At 65.8% G+C, this 17863-nt stretch carries 15 protein-coding genes and 1 tRNA gene; 12 read left to right on the forward strand and 4 right to left on the reverse strand.

The window, feature by feature from the left end:
• Positions 1 to 127 precede the first annotated feature (127 nt).
• The 5 genes from ACOZ4N_RS01470 to ACOZ4N_RS01490 all read left to right on the forward strand — a co-directional run bounded on the left by ACOZ4N_RS01470 (position 128) and on the right by ACOZ4N_RS01490 (position 4989).
• Positions 128 to 781 carry an L-threonylcarbamoyladenylate synthase gene (locus ACOZ4N_RS01470; RefSeq protein WP_424018147.1) on the forward strand — a complete coding sequence of 218 codons (654 nt, stop codon included), beginning with the start codon at positions 128 to 130 and terminating at the stop codon, positions 779 to 781.
• A gap of 87 nt (positions 782 to 868) precedes the next feature.
• Positions 869 to 3094 carry a CDC48 family AAA ATPase gene (locus ACOZ4N_RS01475; RefSeq protein WP_424018148.1) on the forward strand — a complete coding sequence of 742 codons (2226 nt, stop codon included), beginning with the start codon at positions 869 to 871 and terminating at the stop codon, positions 3092 to 3094.
• Between the two features lie 120 nt (positions 3095 to 3214).
• Positions 3215 to 3613, forward strand: coding sequence for a hypothetical protein (locus ACOZ4N_RS01480; RefSeq protein WP_424018149.1), 399 nt, complete (start codon positions 3215 to 3217; stop codon positions 3611 to 3613).
• Positions 3614 to 4115: 502 nt separating this feature from the next.
• Positions 4116 to 4517: an STAS/SEC14 domain-containing protein gene (locus tag ACOZ4N_RS01485; RefSeq protein WP_424018150.1), complete on the forward strand. Its 402-nt coding sequence runs from the start codon at positions 4116 to 4118 to the stop codon at positions 4515 to 4517.
• A gap of 73 nt (positions 4518 to 4590) precedes the next feature.
• On the forward strand, positions 4591 to 4989 hold the full coding sequence (locus ACOZ4N_RS01490) for a hypothetical protein (protein ID WP_424018151.1): 399 nt from the start codon (positions 4591 to 4593) through the stop codon (positions 4987 to 4989).
• Positions 4990 to 5133: 144 nt separating this feature from the next.
• Here ACOZ4N_RS01490 and ACOZ4N_RS01495 read toward each other — a convergent pair whose 3' ends face one another.
• Positions 5134 to 6276, reverse strand: a complete 1143-nt coding sequence (locus tag ACOZ4N_RS01495; RefSeq protein ID WP_424018152.1) for a CBS domain-containing protein — start codon at positions 6274 to 6276, stop codon at positions 5134 to 5136.
• Between the two features lie 281 nt (positions 6277 to 6557).
• Between ACOZ4N_RS01495 and ACOZ4N_RS01500 the strand changes: the two genes are divergently transcribed.
• Positions 6558 to 7052 (forward strand): HTH domain-containing protein, encoded by a 495-nt coding sequence (locus tag ACOZ4N_RS01500; protein ID WP_424018153.1) that lies wholly within the window; start codon positions 6558 to 6560, stop codon positions 7050 to 7052.
• A 64-nt stretch (positions 7053 to 7116) separates the two neighbouring features.
• Here ACOZ4N_RS01500 and ACOZ4N_RS01505 read toward each other — a convergent pair whose 3' ends face one another.
• Positions 7117 to 8640 carry a sensor histidine kinase gene (locus tag ACOZ4N_RS01505; protein ID WP_424018155.1) on the reverse strand — a complete coding sequence of 508 codons (1524 nt, stop codon included), beginning with the start codon at positions 8638 to 8640 and terminating at the stop codon, positions 7117 to 7119.
• 181 nt (positions 8641 to 8821) lie between these two features.
• On the opposite strand from ACOZ4N_RS01505, the gene ACOZ4N_RS01510 reads away from it, so the two are divergent.
• Positions 8822 to 9610, forward strand: a complete 789-nt coding sequence (locus tag ACOZ4N_RS01510) for a hypothetical protein (RefSeq protein WP_424018156.1) — start codon at positions 8822 to 8824, stop codon at positions 9608 to 9610.
• Between the two features lie 41 nt (positions 9611 to 9651).
• Here the strand turns inward: ACOZ4N_RS01510 and ACOZ4N_RS01515 are convergent.
• A tRNA-Val gene (locus ACOZ4N_RS01515) sits at positions 9652 to 9726 on the reverse strand.
• Positions 9727 to 9917: 191 nt separating this feature from the next.
• Here ACOZ4N_RS01515 and trpD point away from each other — a divergent pair.
• The 4 genes from trpD to trpG are packed head-to-tail and all read left to right on the forward strand — an operon-like array spanning position 9918 to position 13838.
• Positions 9918 to 10919: an anthranilate phosphoribosyltransferase gene (gene trpD / locus ACOZ4N_RS01520; protein WP_424018157.1), complete on the forward strand. Its 1002-nt coding sequence runs from the start codon at positions 9918 to 9920 to the stop codon at positions 10917 to 10919.
• Positions 10916 to 11557, forward strand: coding sequence for a phosphoribosylanthranilate isomerase (locus ACOZ4N_RS01525; RefSeq protein WP_424018158.1), 642 nt, complete (start codon positions 10916 to 10918; stop codon positions 11555 to 11557). The genes trpD and ACOZ4N_RS01525 overlap by 4 nt, the downstream gene beginning before the upstream one ends.
• Entirely contained in the window at positions 11554 to 13215 is a 1662-nt protein-coding gene (trpE, locus tag ACOZ4N_RS01530) for an anthranilate synthase component I (protein ID WP_424018159.1), read from the forward strand. The genes ACOZ4N_RS01525 and trpE overlap by 4 nt, the downstream gene beginning before the upstream one ends.
• Positions 13212 to 13838, forward strand: coding sequence for an anthranilate synthase component II (gene trpG, locus ACOZ4N_RS01535; RefSeq protein ID WP_424018160.1), 627 nt, complete (start codon positions 13212 to 13214; stop codon positions 13836 to 13838). The genes trpE and trpG overlap by 4 nt, the downstream gene beginning before the upstream one ends.
• Here the strand turns inward: trpG and ACOZ4N_RS01540 are convergent.
• Positions 13832 to 14035 (reverse strand): hypothetical protein, encoded by a 204-nt coding sequence (locus ACOZ4N_RS01540; RefSeq protein ID WP_424018161.1) that lies wholly within the window; start codon positions 14033 to 14035, stop codon positions 13832 to 13834. The genes trpG and ACOZ4N_RS01540 overlap by 7 nt on opposite strands.
• A gap of 520 nt (positions 14036 to 14555) precedes the next feature.
• On the opposite strand from ACOZ4N_RS01540, the gene ACOZ4N_RS01545 reads away from it, so the two are divergent.
• On the forward strand, positions 14556 to 17696 hold the full coding sequence (locus ACOZ4N_RS01545) for an adenosylcobalamin-dependent ribonucleoside-diphosphate reductase (RefSeq protein WP_424018162.1): 3141 nt from the start codon (positions 14556 to 14558) through the stop codon (positions 17694 to 17696).
• Positions 17697 to 17863 lie beyond the last annotated feature (167 nt).

The raw sequence follows: 17863 nt of genomic DNA on the forward strand, positions 1-17863 counted from the left end.
CCGTGGCGTGTTCGGAGCCGCGGCCGTCGTCGCCGGCAGTGGCGTACTCGTGCTGGCCGTGGCGCTCGCTGCTCGCCGGACTGCCTGAACCGGTAGCTTTCTCCTTCCGGCTCGACGACACGACTGTATGGACGCGCCGGTGCTGGAGCCGACGAGCGGGAACCTGCGGCGGGCCGCCGACTGCGTCGCCGACGGCGGGGTCGTCGTGGCTCCCTCGGACACGAACCTCGCGCTCACCGTCGATCCCTGGCAGGACGAGCCGATCGAGCGCGTCTACGAGATGACCGACCGGCCGGCCGAGAAACCGCTGACCATGTTCGTGCGCGATCCCGGCGAGTGGCGGACGTACGGCACGCACGAGGACCCGACGCTGGTCGAGGAGTTCGTCGAGGCGTTCTGGCCGGGGCCGCTCAACCTCGTCCTGTCGGCGACCGACGCGGTGCCCCACGAGCGGGTCCGGAAAGACGGGACCGTCGCTATCGGCTGTCTCTCGAACCCGACCTGGCGGGACCTGGTGAGTCACCTCGACCGCCCGGTCGCGATGACCTCCGCGAACAGGGCGGGCGAGGCCGACGACCGACTGGTCGACCTGACGTTCGCGCGCGAGCAGGTCGGCGAGCACGTCGACTACCTGATCGAGGGCGGCCCGCGGGGGACCACCGAGTCGAGTACGATCCTGGATCTCTCGGGGGAGCCGTCGGTTCTCAGGAGCGGAGACGTGACTGCGGACGACCTGAACCGGGTCGCGGACGTGATTCCGGTCGGGGACGGCGAGCGGTAACCGACCGGCAAGGAGACGGAGAGTGGACCACCGGTAGCAAAAAGCATATCTCCCGGCGTACCCGAGTGTGCTACATCCCCACAGAGTATGAATGAAGTTCAACTAGAGGTGGCGAAGGCGTACCCGAACGACTCGGGTCGCGGCATCGCCCGCCTCGATCCCGATACGTTGTTGCATCTCAAGCTCTCTCCGGGCGACATCATCGAGATCGAAGGGAGCGACACCACCGCCGCGAAGGTGTGGCGCGCGGACCGACAGGACTGGAACACCGACACCGTCCGCATCGACGGGTTCACGCGCCAGAACGCCGACGTGGGCATCGGCGAACGCGTCACCATCCGCAAAGCCGAGGCACAGAAAGCCGACGAACTCGTGCTGGCACCGCCCGAGGAGGCGTCGGTGCAGTTCGGCTCGGACGCCGCCGGCATGGTCAAACGACAGATCCTCAAGCGGCCGGTCGTCGAGCGCGACATCGTGCCCGTGATGAGCAGCACGAACCACCCGTTCATGCGCTCGCCGGGCCAGGCCATCCCGCTGATCGCCGTCGAGACCGATCCCGAGGGCGTGGTCCTCATCACCGAGGACACCGACGTGGAACTCCGCGAGGAGCCCATCAGCGGCTTCGAGAAGACCGGCGGCGGCATCACCTACGAGGACATCGGCGGCCTGCAAAACGAGATCCAGCGGGTCCGGGAGATGGTCGAACTCCCGATGAAACACCCCCAGATCTTCAAGAAACTGGGCATCGAGCCCCCGCAGGGCGTCCTGCTCCACGGGCCGCCAGGCACCGGGAAGACCCTGCTGGCCAAGGCGGTGGCCAACGAGACCTCCGCGAGTTTCTTCTCCATCGCCGGCCCGGAGATCATCTCGAAGTACTACGGCGAGTCCGAACAGCAGTTACGTGAGATCTTCGAGGACGCCAGCGAGGAGGCCCCGTCGATCATCTTCATCGACGAACTCGACTCCATCGCGCCCAAGCGCGAGGACGTGACCGGCGAGGTCGAACGCCGGGTCGTCGCCCAGCTGCTGACGATGATGGACGGTCTCGAAAGCAGGGGCCAGGTCATCGTCATCGCCGCGACGAACCGCGTCGATTCGGTCGACCCTGCACTCAGGCGGCCGGGTCGGTTCGACCGCGAGATCGAGATCGGCGTCCCCGACGAGGTGGGCCGGGAGGAGATCCTCCAGATCCACACCCGCGGGATGCCCCTGTCCGACGACGTGAACCTCTCGAAACTCGCCGAGGAGACCCACGGCTTCGTCGGCGCAGACATCGAGAGCCTCACCAAGGAGTCCGCGATGAAGGCCCTGCGGCGGTACCTCCCCGAGATCGACTTAGACGAGGAGGACATCCCGCCGAGCCTGATCGACCGGATGATCATCAAACGGGACGACTTCCGGGGGGCGCTGAACGAGGTCTCCCCGAGCGCGATGCGGGAAGTCCTCGTCGAACTCCCGAAGATCAACTGGGACCACGTCGGCGGCCTCAACGACGCCAAAGAGCAGGTCCAGGAGTCCGTCGAGTGGCCGATGAACTCCCCGGAGAAGTTCGAGCGCATGGGCGTGACCCCGCCGTCGGGCGTGTTGCTGTACGGCCCGCCCGGCACCGGGAAGACGCTGATGGCCAAGGCGGTGGCCAACGAGACCGACGCGAACTTCATCTCGGTCCGTGGGCCGCAACTGCTCTCGAAGTGGGTCGGCGAATCGGAGAAGGCGATCCGGCAGACCTTCCGGAAGGCCCGGCAGGTCGCGCCGACGATCATCTTCTTCGACGAACTGGACTCGCTGGCCCCCGGACGGGGCGGCGACGTGGGGTCGAACGTCTCCGAGCGCGTCGTCAACCAGCTCCTGACGGAACTCGACGGGCTGGAGGAAATGGAGGACGTGATGGTCATCGGCGCGACCAACCGGCCGGACATGATCGACCCCGCCCTCATCCGGTCGGGGCGGTTCGACCGGCTCACCTACATCGGCGAACCCGACGTGGAGGGCCGTGAGCAGATCCTCCGCATCCACACGCAGGACACGCCGCTCTCGGCGGACGTGAGCCTCCGGGAACTCGCCGAAATTTCGGAGGGGTACGTCGGCTCCGACCTCGAGAGCATCTGTCGCGAGGCGGCCATCGAGGCCCTGCGCGAGGACGACGACGCCGAAGTCGTCGAGATGCGCCACTTCCGCCAGGCGATGGAGGGCGTGCGCCCCACCGTCGACGAGGACATCCGCGACTACTTCCAGCAGATGGAAGAGGAGTTCAAGGGCGGCGGCGGCCAGGCACAGCGCCGGAGTGGCGGCGGTCGCATCGGCTTCCAGTAACGACTCGACGACCGACCCGTTTTTTCGGTACGTCGATCACCGTCCACATGTGAACCCCTCGCTATCGCGGATGTTATTGTGTCCCATAGACATATTTCAGAATTCGTGAAACGATCTCGTATGTCACAGCAGGTGTACAGAGAGACGGAGGCGTTCACGACGCGATGGGATCCGGAGATCGAATCGGTCGTCCACAAGTGGAAGCAGTACGTCGACGGCGAGTCGTTCCGTGAGGGGGCACGATCGATGCTCGAACTGGCCGAGGAGCGAAACAGCGGGACGATCCTCATCGATCACCGGGACATGACACTCGTCGACCGCGAGGACCAGGAGTATATCATGGAGGAGTGGCTCCCCAAAGCCGTCGAAATCGGCGCGGACTACCACGTCGTGGTCCATCACCAGAGCACTATCGCGGAGATGAATCTGGACGACATCGTCGACATCGAGGAGCACGACCACACGTCCCGGATGACAAGCGACTGGGACGAAGCGCGGGAGTGGATCGCCGAGCAGTAACTCCGCCCAGTCTCGAACGACACCCCCTTTTCGCGGACCCAGCGTCTCGCATCCGGAGCGATAGCGACTGCCCCGAACTGACCGTCCGGGATGCCGCGAACATCTCGACTGGAAGAAAAGGAAATAACACACAAAATACTGCAGTATCTAGGGAAATATTCTCCATATTACTTCCCTTATACCAAAGCTTTATGCCGTATTGTTGGGCAAGTGTTGATCGTAATGTCGAAGGCGCAGAACCCGTCCACCGGGACCGACCTCTCGTACGCACCGTCCGCGAGCTACGCTCCCTGTCGCAACTGTGAGGAGGGGACGCTGGTATGGGACGAAGCGGCTGGCGAGTCACGCTGTCGCTGCTGTGGCGTCGCGGCCTGACAGACTGGTTTCGGACCGGCCGCGAACAGCCGTCGACCGACCTCGGGCATCGTGGGCCGCACTCAGCGGCCCCTGCTTTCTCGTCCGTCGGGGTGGCATACAAGACAGTACGGCCACTAGGGTGGGTATGACCGAGGAGTTGCTCAGTCAGCCCGGTGTCTGTTCGGTACACTGGGACGGAGGGACCGAGACGATCACCGTCGAGTGGGACGGTGACGTGGGGGGCGAGGACTATCGGGACGTGATGGAACGCGTCCTGGACTGGATCGTCGACCGGGACGCGACCAAGTTGCTCGTGGACGCCCGGAAGCAGGGACTGATGAGCGAGGCCGATCAGGACTGGACGGTGGCGGACTGGCAACCGCGGGCCGTCGAGGCCGGACTGACGGACAAGGCAATCGTCTACCCCGAGGATCGGCCAGCCAGAACGACCGTCGACATGTCCGCGCGTAAAAGCCCACAACCCGGCCTCGAACGCCTCTTTACCGAGGACATCGAGGAAGCACGCAACTGGCTCGGGACGACGTAGTCCCGGCCGGCCGGAGTTTCGAGATCCGGAACCGAGGTCCAGTTACAAATACCCGCTGTTCGTAGCCTCCGCCATGCCGTTGGAGTCGTACGACGAGACGGAGGTGTACACGGTTGGGTGGGATCCGGAACTCGACGCCGCAGTCCTCGAGTGGCACACCACACCCGAGGGGGAATCGTTCCGGGCTGGGCAGGAGGCGCTACTCTCGCTCGTCGAAGACCGGACGGCGACGAAAGTCCTCGCCGACTGCCGCGCGTTCGAGTCGTTCCCGGACCAGCGGGAGTGGCTCTACGAGGACTGGGCACCTCGATTCTTCGCGACGAGCGTCGAGTACGGGGCGTACATCTATCCGGAAGACCGGATCGCGCAGTTCGAGCTGGACAAGACTGCCCGCAGGGACACGGAGGTCCCACTGGAACAACTGTTCGCCGAGGATGTGCTGGAAGCACGGGCCTGGCTCCGCACGAAGTGACGCGAGCGAGTTCCTCCGGGGGGCGCCTACAACGCCGAACACGCGCACGGAAAACCGCCGTTGCTTCCCCGGTCGGTCGATCACTACCGGTAGCGTCGAGGTTCGGTCGCGACTCGCCGACGGGTGACGCGGCGAGGTGTCGGCCTACAACTCGCCGAGTTTCCGGAGCAACTGTCCGCGGTACTCCTCGTCGGAACGCACGTCCTTCAGTTCGAGGACGTTGCGTTCGAGTTTGTCCAGCGCCACGTTGAACGACTGTTCCGCGCCGTAGCCTTCGCCGGAGCCGGCGATCTGCCCCTCCGTGGTGCGCAGTCGGATCTGGCACTGGATCAGCGGCGTGCCCCGGAGTTTCTCCTTGTGTTCGTGGAAGCGGACGTGGGCGTGCCGGACCTGCATGTCGCTGTACTTGTCGACGACGCCCTCGATGTCCACGCGCACGTCCTCCCGCGAGATGGTGTCCAGCAACGTGATGTTGGTGATCTGGACGTCCATGTGTTCTTCCTCGGTGTAGGTCAACGCCCGGAGCACGTCGGTCTTCGTGAGGATGCCCACGACCTGACTGTCGTCGTCCTCGGGGGTGACGACCAGGCCGTTGTAGTCGTTTTCGAGCATCCGGCTGACGGCCGATCGGACCGACTCGGCGGTGTCGGTCGTGGCGACGGGACTGGACATCACGTCGTACACCGGGATGTCGAGGATGCGGTCGTTCCCGCCGGCGCGCTCGCCGCGGGTCGTCTTGTCCATGTCACGGACGACCACGTCGACGATGTCGTGGGTGGTGACCATGCCGGAGAGCAGGCCGTCCTCGTCGAGGACGGGCACCCGCGAGATGCCGTGTTCGCGCAGGAGGTTGATCGCCTGCCCGATGTGGGTATCCTCGGCCACCGTGACGACGTTCTCGGTGTAGATGTCTCCGACGGTCAGCGCGTCGAGGTGTTCGAGTACCGCCTCGAGGATCGCGTTGGTCGTGACGATCCCCCACAGCCGGTCGGCCTCGAAGACGGGGGCGATCTTCGTGCCGCCCTCGACGAGGACGCGCGCGACCTCGCGCACGTCGTCGGTTCGCTCGACCTGCGGGGCCGAGACCATCAGGGACTCGGCCTTGGCGTCGTCTTGCACGTGGGACTGGAGGAGTTGCCGCCGGCCGATCACTCCCTCGTAGGCCCCGTCGTTCGTGACGATGATTCCCCGGGGGTTCTTGCGCTCGAAGATAGAGCGGACCTTCGCCAGCCGCTCGGTAGCGTCGACTTCTATATAATCGCTGGTCGCGATATCAGCAATATCCATCGTAATCTCCCGTGTTTGCTTGACTGCCCGGGGTAATCAAACTTAGCGGTGGTTCCCGGCTCCCGGCGATTGCCGGCAGTGATTCCCGACCGGAAACACGCCGCCGGCGCCCCGTTCGCTACCGATACGTTTAGGTGCGAACTCGACGACGGTCCGGATGTAACCGTCTGACAGGGGTCGCGGGACATTATATCGGTACTAGGCGTTCCATGTGGTATTATATCAATTAGAGGAACGCTTTAGGAGCGCGATTCACGATTGTTCGATGGGAGGGGACCCCCATGTCATCGAACACAGACCCAATACGACTCGAACTTTACGTGCGGACGCTCTCTCCACCGGGTGCGCGCACACGACAGGAGCAGGTAATCAAGCGGCTCCAGCGTCTCGAAGACGAGGGCCACGTCGACGACTTCTACGTGAAAGTCTGGGGCCGCCAGATCGACCCGACGACGAAAGCCGCCGAGACCGACCAGGGCGAGTTCATCCTCAACCGGATCGCCGAGTTCAAACAGTGGGCACTGGCCAACAACACCACCCTCGAATCGTTCTACCAGACCCACGAGCAGTCCTCGTCGATCACCGGGCAGGACCACACCACCATCGTCCTGCCGAAGATGGGACTGGCGGAGTACCGCGGCGGTGAACTCGCACAGGTCGCCCCCTGCACCGACGGGGACGACGTCCACAGCGTCGTGAACCACCTCGACGACCTCGAACGCCAGCTGGTCGACCAGCCGACGACCAGCGCGGCCGCGACGGTCGCCGAGGAGTAACTCCGACCGGGTACACGTCTCTCTCGCCGTCTTTCCTGCTCACCCGACAGCCCACGGTCCGCGCTCACCGATCCGCCGTCGTCTGGAACTCGAAGCGCGCGCCGCCGTCCCAGTCGTCGGTGAGGCTGACGTTCCAGCCGTGTGCTGTGGCGATCTGCTCGACGATGGCCAGGCCCACGCCGCTCCCGTCGGACCCGGAGTGGCCGAACTCGAACACGGAGTCGCGCTCGCGTTCCGGAATTCCCGGGCCGTCGTCCGCGACGACGAAGCCACCGGGACGGCCCGCGATCTGGACCGTCACGCTGTCGTCTCCGTCGTCGGTGGAACCGTGTTCCACAGCGTTCCGGAACAGGTTCTCCAGCAACTGCTGGAGCCGGCTCCGATCACAGGCCACGACGAGTTCGTCGTCGACTTCGAGTGACGCGTCACCGGTCCGGACGCTGTCCCAGGCGTCCCTCGCGACCGCCGCCATCTCTACTTCGGTGATGTCCTCGACCGTCTCGCCCACCCGCGCCATCGTCAGTACGTCGTCGATCAGCGTCTCCATCCGGTCGTGGGCGCGTTCGACCTCCGCCAGATGCTCGCTCTCGCAGTCCCGGGCGACGAGGTCGAGGCGCTTCTGTGCGACCCCCAGCGGATTGCGGAGGTCGTGGGAGACGATGGTCGCGAACTGTTCGAGCCGCTCGTTTTGCCGGCCGAGCCGCTCGGTCGCGAGTTTCCGCTCCAGCGCCGACCCGATCCACCGGCCCATGGTGTCGACCAGCGTGATCTCCCACTCGGAGAACGACCGCGTCATCGTCTCCGCGTCGTAGAAACAGAAGGTTCCGTACACGTCCCCGTCGACGGTGACGGGCGTCCCCAGGTAACAGTTGATCCCCCACTCCCTGAAACCCGCGCAGTCGGTCAGCTCCGGGTGATCCGCCGCCACGTCGCCCGTGACGAGTCGCTGTTCGTTCACCACGACTCGCTCGCAGTAGGTCTGCTCCAGATCGATCACGTCCCCCGCCTCCAGGCTATCGTCCGGTGCCTGCACCACCTCGAACACGTACTCGTCGTCCCGGACCCGCGAGAGCGTCCCGTACTCGACACCGAGTTCCCGACACCCGATGGCCAGCAACTCCTCGACGCGCCCCTCGAACGAGAGGTCCTGATCGGAGATGACCTCGTACATCTCCCGGAGCACCGTCTCGCGTTTCTCCAGCTCCCTGCGCCGCTGTCGCCGCTCGGTCACGTCCCGGAAGTACACCGAGAGGCCCGATTCCGAAGGGTAGGCGTTGATCTCGAACCACGCGTCCAGCGGTTCGTACTCGGCCTCGAAGGACACGGGCGACTGTGACGCCATCGCCTCGCGATAGCGCTCCTCGAAGACCGTTCCCGCAAGCTCCGGAATCGTGTCCCACATCGTCCGGCCCTGCAGTTCCTCGACCGTCAGGTCCTCCCCGATGGCCTCGCAGACGACGCGTCGCCCCTGCTCGTTCAGATATGTGAACCGCCACTCGTCGTCCAACCCCAGGAACGCGTCCGTCATCCGGTCCAGCAGGTCCTCGACGCTCTCGGTGTCGACCGGTGGCGCGTCCTCACCTGCCATTCTAGTTCGTACTCGGAAGCCACCTGCAAAAGGGTTCGCGCTGGTTCGAGTCCCGACATTCTCGCCCCCGAATCTTGAACTATTGGCACGGGACGAACCTGGAACGTGATCCCGACGACGGGACCGGCCGTGGCGAGTGGTGAGCCAATCGCGTTCCGCACGAACACAGCGGTGACGGGCAGTGGATAGACAGTACCGTGACGCGGACTTTCTCCGCACCCAGTACGTCGAGAACGGGAAGTCCTCGACCGAAATCGCCGAGATGTGCGCTACGTCGCCCAGTACGATCCGTCGGTGGCTGGCCCGGCACGACATCGACGACGACCGTCCGTATCAGGACCGAGAGTGGCTTCGCGAGCAGTACGTCGAGCAGCGCCGCGATCAACGAGCAATCGCCGACGAGTGCAACGTCTCGGCGACGACCATCTGTCACTGGCTGGCCAGACTCGACATCACGGACGGTGAGTCGCTGGTCACCGGTGAGTGTGCAACCTGCGGCGACTCGTTCCGTTACTACCCGTCAGTCCGGGACGGGATGTTCTGCTCGACCGACTGTGCCGGGAAACCGCGACGGCGGCGAGTCGAACTCACCTGTCCCGGCTGTGGCGAGACGTTCGAGCGGCGACAGTCGCTGGATACCGAGTACTGTTCGATGGCGTGCTGGGGGCAGGACAACGACATCTATATCGAAGATGATGTTTCCACACACTACCGGGACGGCTGGTACCGACAGCGCCGACGAGCCCTCGAACGCGACGACTACCGCTGCACGGTCTGTGGAATCACGAACGAGGAACACGAAGCCCAATTCGGGTTCGGGCTCGACGTTCACCACGTCGTCCCACTGCGACTGTTCGTCAAATGGGGGAAACCCGTGCGCGATGCACACTCACTCAGAAACTTGACAACTGTCTGTCGAACGCACCACCCCGATGCACCCGGTGAGACTGTCGATACCGACCGAATATAGCACAGAAACCTCTCCCGAAACCAATCCTGTAAAAATTTTAATGGGTTCGGACGGATTTGAACCGTCGGCCTCCTCCATGTCAAGGAGGTGTCGTAACCGATCTAGACCACGAACCCGTGCTGCCTGCATCACACCGTAATCCGCAGTGGTAATTGAAGGTTTCGGATTGGAGAAAGCCGTTCCGTCCGGCATTCGTGCCCGTTTCACACGCGCCCGTCGCGCCGCCTCGACCGCCGTGGACCCGATACGCTTAAGTCAATGAACGGATTTGTACATCACAACGCGAATACGTCCATTGGTGTCCACAATGCAGGATTACATCGAACGAGTCACGGAGGGCGAGGATCTGACGGTCGCGGAGGCACGCGAGGCCGCGACGGCGATCTTCGAGGAGGCGACGGAGGCACAGATCGGCGCGTTGCTGGCGGCGTTGCGCGCGAAAGGCGAGACGGAAGACGAGATCGCGGGCTTCGCCCAGGGGATGCGCGAGGCCGCGCGGACGATCTCGCCGGACCGGTCGCCGCTGGTCGACACCTGCGGGACCGGCGGGGACGACTACAACACGATCAACGTCTCGACGACCAGCGCCATCGTCGCCAGCGGGGCGGGCGTACCCATCGCCAAGCACGGCAACTACTCGGTCTCCTCGTCGTCGGGGAGCGCCGACGTGCTGGAGGTCGCCGGCGTGAACGTGGAGGCCGAACCGCCGGCCGTCGAGGCGGCCATCGAGCGCGACGGGATCGGATTCATGCTCGCGCCGGTCTTCCACCCGGCGATGAAGGCGGTCATCGGCCCGCGAAAGGAACTCGGGATGCGGACGATCTTCAACGTCCTCGGGCCACTCACGAACCCGGCCGGCGCGGACGCGCAGGTGCTGGGCGTCTACGACCCCGACCTGGTGCCGCTGATCGCCAACTCCCTGACGCACATGCCCGTCGAGCACGCGATGGTCGTCCACGGGGCCGGGCTGGACGAGATCGCCATCCACGACGAGACGGTCGTCGCGGAGGTGCAGGGCGATTCCGTCGAGGAGTACACGATCACACCCGCCGATCTCGGCCTCGACCGGGCCGACATCGAGGCGGTCGCCGGCGGGTCACCCGAGGAGAACGCCGCGGACCTCCGCGGAATCGTCGAGGGCGAAATCACGGGCCCCAAACGGGACATCATCCTCGCGAACGCAGGGGCGGCGATCTACGTCGCGGGCGAAGCGGACTCCCACCGCGACGGGGTCGAGCGCGCCCGGCAGGCCATCGCCGAGGGCGGACCAACCGAGAAACTCGCGGACCTCTGTGCGGTCGAGCAATGACGCGGACGAAGATCTGTGGGATCACGCGCGAGTCGGACCTCGACGTGGCCGTCGCCGCCGGCGCGGATGCGGTGGGACTCACCGCCGCCGTCAGCGTCGACACGCCTCGTGAGATTCCGGTCGAGCAGGCCGCCGCCCTCGCGGCCGCCGTCCCGCCGTTCGTCACGAGCGTGCTGGTGACGATGCCCGACGGCGTCGACCGGGCCGTCGAACTGGTCGAACGGGTCGAACCGGACGCCGTCCAGTTACACGGGAATCTCGGACCGGACGCCATCGCGGCGGTCCGAGAGCGCGCGCCGGCGAAGGTGATCGCCGCCGTGGACGCGACCGATTCGGACGTGGCGGCGTACGCGGACGCGGCCGACGCGCTGCTGGTCGACTCGGTAGACGAGCAGGGCGGTGGCGGGACCGGCGAGACGCACGACTGGGAGCGCACGGCGGACCTGGTCGCGGACCTCGGGACGCCGGTGATTCTCGCGGGGGGGCTCACCCCGGACAACGTCGCCGAGGCGGTCGAGACCGTCCGGCCCTTCGCCGTCGACGTGGCCAGCGGCGTGGAATCTGCGGGCGGCGTCAAGGACCACGACGCGGTCCGGCAGTTCGTCGAGCGGGCCGAGAGCGCGGTGGTCAGTGCATGATCGACACTAGCCGGGAGGAATTCGTCGAACTGGCAGACACCGACGGCCCGGCGGTCGTCCGCGTCGCCGCGGACCTGCCCGCCGACGTAGAGCCCCTGGCCGCCTACGCCGCGCTGACCGGGCGGACGACCGACGCCGAGCCAGCCCCGTACGCCTTCCTGCTGGAGAGTGCGGAGAAGGTCGCCTCCAGCGACCCGGACGGCGCGTTCGCGCCGACCAAGGAGGAACGCCACGCTCGCTACTCGTTCGTCGGGTACGACCCCGAGGCGGTCGTGACCGTCGACTCGTCGGGCGCAGGCGTCGAGACGTTCGACGACCGCTACGCGGGACTCGTTGCGACCGATGCGAGCGCGGACGCCGACCCGGTGGACCACCTCCGGCACGCGCTCCCGGACGCGACCCTGCGCGGGTTCAACGGCGCGGACCGCCAGCACCTCGACGGCGGGCTCGTGGGCTTTCTCGCCTACGACGCGGTCTACGACATGTGGCTCGACGAGGTGGGGCTCGATCACCCCGAGGGCCGATTGCCCGACGCGCAGTTCGTCCTGAACACGAAGACGCTGGTCTTCGACGACAAGGACGACACCGTCTCGCTGGTGTTCACGCCGCTCGTGACCCCCGACGAGGACGCGGGCGAGCGCTACGACGAACTCGCGGCCGAGGCCGAGCGAGTCGCGGCCCTGCTCGACGCCGACGTGGCCGTCGAGACCGGCGGCTTCAGGCTCGACTCCGAGCGGGCCGACCCGCGGGCCGACTACGAGCAAGCTGTCGAGCGCGCCAAGGAGCACGTCCTCGACGGGGACATCTACCAGGGCGTCATCTCCCGGAAACGCGAACTGGACGGCGACGTGGACCCGCTGGCGTTCTACGAGTCGCTGCGGGCCGTGAACCCCTCGCCGTACATGTACCTGCTGGGCTACGACGGGCTGACCGTCGTCGGCGCGAGCCCGGAGACGCTGATCTCCGTGCGGGACGACCGGATCGTCTCCAACCCCATCGCGGGCACCTGTGACCGCGGGACCTCGCCGGTCGAGGACCGCCGGCTGGCCGGCGAAATGCTCGCGGACGGGAAAGAACGGGCCGAACACACGATGCTGGTCGACCTGGCGCGTAACGACGTGCGCCGGGTGGCCGAGCCGGGAAGCGTCCGCGTCGAGGAGTTCATGAACGTCCTGAAGTACAGCCACGTCCAGCACATCGAATCCACCGTGACGGGCACGCTCGCCGACGACGCCGATCAGTTCGACGCGACCCGGGCCGCCTTCCCCGCGGGGACGCTCTCGGGCGCGCCGAAGATCCGCGCCATGGAGATCATCGACGACCTCGAACCCGAGCCACGCGGGCTCTACGGTGGCGGCGTCGGCTACTACTCCTGGACCGGCGACACCGACTTCGCCATCGTGATCCGGACGGCCACAGTAGAAGACGGGAACGGTCCCTACACCGCCGACCGGGACGACGACCTCGACCGCATCACCGTTCAGGCCGGCGCGGGCATCGTCGCCGACTCCGATCCCGCGAGCGAGTACTACGAGACCGAAAAGAAGATGGACGGCGTGTTGACCGCGCTGGACGCCATCGCCGATCAGCCCGTGGAAGCCGACGCGCACCCCGACTCTGCCGGTGACCGAGAGGGGGCCGAGGAGGTGTCACGATGAGCGCCGCCGAGGACGGAACCGCGGTCGACGAGGATCGCCCGAAGGTGCTGTTCGTGGACAACTTCGACTCGTTCACGTACAACCTCGTCGAGTACGTCAGCGAACACGCAGAGACCGAGGTGTTGCGCAACACCGCGTCGCTCGACGACGTGCGCACGGTCGACCCCGACGCCATCGTCATCAGCCCCGGCCCTGGCCACCCCGCGAACGAACGGGACGTGGGCGTGACCAACGAGGTGTTGCGCGAGGTGAGTCCCGAGGTGCCGACGCTGGGCGTCTGTCTCGGCCTCGAAGCCGCGGCCCACGTCTACGGCGGGACGGTCGGGCGCGCGCCGGAACCGATCCACGGGAAGGCGTTCGCCATCGACCACGACGGCGAGGGCGTGTTCGCCGGGCTGGACCAGGGCTTCCGGGGCGGGCGCTACCACTCGCTGGTCGCGACCGAGGTGCCGGACTGTTTCGACGTGACCGCGACCTGCGAGAACGACGGCGAGGACCTCGTGATGGGGATTCGCCACCGCGAGTACCCCATCGAGTGCGTGCAGTTCCATCCGGAGTCGGTCCTGACCGCCGTGGGCCACGACGTGGTCCGGAACTTCCTCGACTGGGCGGCCGATCAGTAGGGCGCGGTGATCAGCACGTCACCGAGGCTGATCGCACCCAGCACCCACAGCGCCGCCACGACCACGAGTGCGATCACCACCAGTTTCCAGGCGAGGCTCAACAGGATGCGACCGACCACGATCACGGCGGCCAGCGCGAGCAGGCCGAGCAACAGCGCGGGCGGAGACCCCAGCGGACCCAGTTGGACGGGTAACATGGCCGACGGTACCACCGCCCCGCAATAAAACGTACCGGCCAGCCCCCGCTTTTCGTGTCGAGGTTCCGAGGCGCGCGCCCCGCGCGCCCGCCGTTCCGCACTGACCCGCGCATCCCACCGACATCTGTGGATTCCGAGGCGTTTTATTCGGCCCTCGGGCCGAGCGAAGAAATCTCTCCGTTCGGGGTCGCACTCACACCCGAACCCCCTCCAATTTCCACTGGAAACTCCGCCCCCGTCTCTGGATTCCGGCGGTGCCGATTTCACTTTCACTCCGGTCTGCCCAGGCTTAAGAAGTGTCCGTCCCTCGCTATCGAGCGTAGCAATCACGCCCGCGAAGCGGTGCTTGCGGGTACGGAATGACAAGCAAGTTACATCTGTATCGACGCGGAAAACGCCCCAACGACAAGGGTTATTTGCCACCCGAGACAACACGAGTTCCGTTACAAATGACAGGTCAGAGGCCCAGGACCAAGTCGCGAATCGCACGTCAGACAGCGCCGGAAGGGGGGGAGCGGCCGTGAGTCGGCACGACCTCTCGACCGACGAGGTAACGCTGCCCATCAAGCGCACCGAGGGCGACACCCTCGAAGCGCGGTTGACCGGCAACGCCTACCACAACATTCTCCCAGCGCGGTATCTGCGGAAAGACGCCGACGGCGAACTGATCGAGCAACAGGAAGACCTCTTCGAGCGCGTCGGGAAGAACATCGCGCTCGCGGAGGCCGTCTTCGAGGCCGGGAAGCGGGACCTCGAGATCACCGTCACGCCCGACCAGCTCAAACCCGACCACCCTCGCCGGGACGAACTCGCCGCGGAGGTCTTCGGGAAGGGCGTCACGGCCGATTCGGACGCGGAGACGACCCTCTCTATCTACAACGTCAACAAGTTCGCCTACGACACGCTGGTCCCCGAACTCCCCGACCCGGTCCGGGAACACGTCGAGGACACCGCCGAGGAGTTCCAGAACCTGATGGAGCGACTCGCCTTCATGCCCAATTCGCCGACACTCATGAACGCGGGCGACGAACTCCAGCAGCTCTCGGCCTGTTTCGTCGACTCGCCCGAGGACGACATCGACGATATCCACGAGACCGCCAAGGAGGCCGCCCAGGTCTTCCAGTCCGGCGGTGGCATGGGCTACGCCTTCTGGCGGCTCCGTCCCTACGGGGACGCCGTGGGCTCGACCGGCGGCATCGCCTCCGGCCCCATCACGTTCATGCGCACGTACGACCAGATGTGTGAGACCATCGCCCAGGGCGGTGCCCGGCGGGGCGCCCAGATGGGCGTCATGCGCGTCTCCCATCCGGACGTGATCCAGTTCATCCACGCCAAGAACAAGGACGTGAGTCTGGCCGAGACCCTGCGCCTGAACGACCCCGACGACTTCACGCACAACTCCTTCGCCGACGCGCTGGAGGAGGCGCGCGAACTCATCGACGACGACGGCAAGGTGCCCGAACACCTCCGGAACGCCGTCGAGGGCCACCTGTCGAACTTCAACATCTCGGTGGGGATCACGGACGACTTCATGGACGCCGTGAAAGCGGGCGAGGAGTTCACCTTCACCAACCCGCGCACCGACGAACCCCACGTCGCCACGCCCGAGACCAAGGAACTGTACGACATGTTCGGGCTGGGCGAGCACGTCGAGGTCGGCGAAGTCCTCTCGGTGCCCGCCGAGAAGGTCTGGGAACACATCGTCGAGGGTGCCCACGAGAACGGTGAACCCGGCGTGATCTACCTCGAACGCGTCAACAAGGAACACTCCTTCGACGTGGAGGAACACCCCGACCACCAGATCCTCGCGACCAACCCCTGCGGGGAACAGCCCCTCGAGGAGTACGAGGCCTGCAACCTGGGCCACATCAACCTCTCGACGCTGGCCGCCGAGGACGCGCCGGACTGGCGGCTCTGGTCCGAGCAACACCGCGACGAGTACGACAGTCTCGAAGACGCCGTCGACGCCTTCCTCACGGAGGCGCTCGACACCGACGAGTTCGACCACCGCATCGAGATGGGGACCCGCTTCCTGGAGAACGTGGTCACCATGTCGGACTTCCCGGTCGAGAAGATCGAACAGAAGGTCCGGGAGATGCGCAAGATCGGTCTCGGCGTGATGGGGCTGGCCCAGCTGTACGTCCAGCTCGGCATGAAGTACGGCGACGAGGCCTCGAACGAGGTCGCGCGCCAGATCATGCGCCACATCAACCACGGCTCGAAGTGGGCCTCCCACGAACTCGCCGAGGAACGCGGCGCGTTCGACGAGTGGGACAAGTCCAAGTACGCGAACCCGACGGAGTACCGCGAGTGGTTCGAGAAACAGACCGGTCTCGACGCAGACGAGTGGGAAGACGGCTTCCCCATCCGCAACCACAACACGACGACCATCGCGCCGACGGGCACCACGAGTATGGTCGGCAACACCACCGGCGGGTGTGAGCCCATCTACAACGTCGCCTACTACAAGAACGTCTCCGACGACGTGCAGGGCGACGAGATGCTGGTGGAGTTCGACGACTACTTCCTCCGCGTGCTGGAGGAGAACGGCATCGACGTCGACGCCGTCAAGGAGGAGGCCCAGGAGCAGATGGCCGAGAACCGGTTCGACGGCATCGATGGGCTAGAGACCGTGCCGGACGCCATCGGCGAACTGTTCGTCACCACGCAGGACCTGACGGCCAAACAGCACGCCGCGATCCAGACGGCCTGTCAGGAAGGCGTCGACTCGGCCATCTCGAAGACGGTCAACGCGCCCAACGACTCCTCGGTCGCGGACGCCAAGGAAGTGTTCGAGTACATCTACGAACACGGCGGCAAGGGTGTCACCTACTACCGCGACGGCACCCGCTCGAAGCAGGTGCTGACCACGCGGGCGGACAACACCGAGTTCGCCGAGATGGACGAGGACGAGGCCGCCGAAGTCCTCTCCCAGCAGATCGAGGACATCTTCGGGAGCTTCGAGGCCTTCCTCGACCACGAGGACGTGCAGGCCGAACTCGACGTGTCAGCCGAGGACCTGTTCGACCTGGACGCCAGCAAGTACGCCGACAAGCGCTCCCGGCCCGACGCGCTCCGGGGCGTCTCCCAGCGCATCGACACCGGCTACGGGAAGGTGTACGTGACCATCAACGAGGACCCCGAGACGGGCGAACCGTTCGAGCTGTTCGCCAACATCGGCCACTCCGGTGGCTTCACCAACTCCTTCACCGAGGCGCTGGCGAAGGTCATCTCGACGGCCCTGCGGAGCGGCGTCGACCCCATGGAGATCGTCGACGAACTCCAGGGCACCCGGAGCCCGAAGGTCGCCTGGGACAAGGGCGAGCAGATCCAGTCCATCCCGGACGCCATCGGGACGGCCCTGCGTCGCTACCTCGACGACGAGATCGACAAGGGCTACCCCGAACAGAAGACCCTCGACGAGACGGCCGCCGAGACCGAGACCGCCGAGGACCCCAACGCCGAGGCCGTCGCCGACACCGGCGCGGGCGCGCCCGAACCGGACGGTGGCGCGAAGGCCCAGGCAAAGTCCGGCGAGGACGCCACACAGGAACTCATCTCCAGCGGCGAGAGCCCGGAGTGTCCCGACTGTGGCGCGATGACGCTGTACTACTCGGAGGGCTGCAAGACCTGCGAGTCCTGTGGCTGGTCCGAGTGCTGACGACCTGCTGATCTACCCCACTTACACTTGGAGCGTGTGACACTACGGGGAGCGATCGACCGAACGCGGACGCGCCGATTTTCGTTTTCTCACTGCTGGTAGAGGTACCGTTATGTACGCTCCGTCTGAAAGCGAAACGAAATGTATCAGCGCCTCGCGGCAGGGAG

It is taken from the genome of Halorientalis pallida (genome assembly GCF_049605515.1).
Lineage (GTDB): Archaea > Halobacteriota > Halobacteria > Halobacteriales > Haloarculaceae > Halorientalis > Halorientalis pallida_A.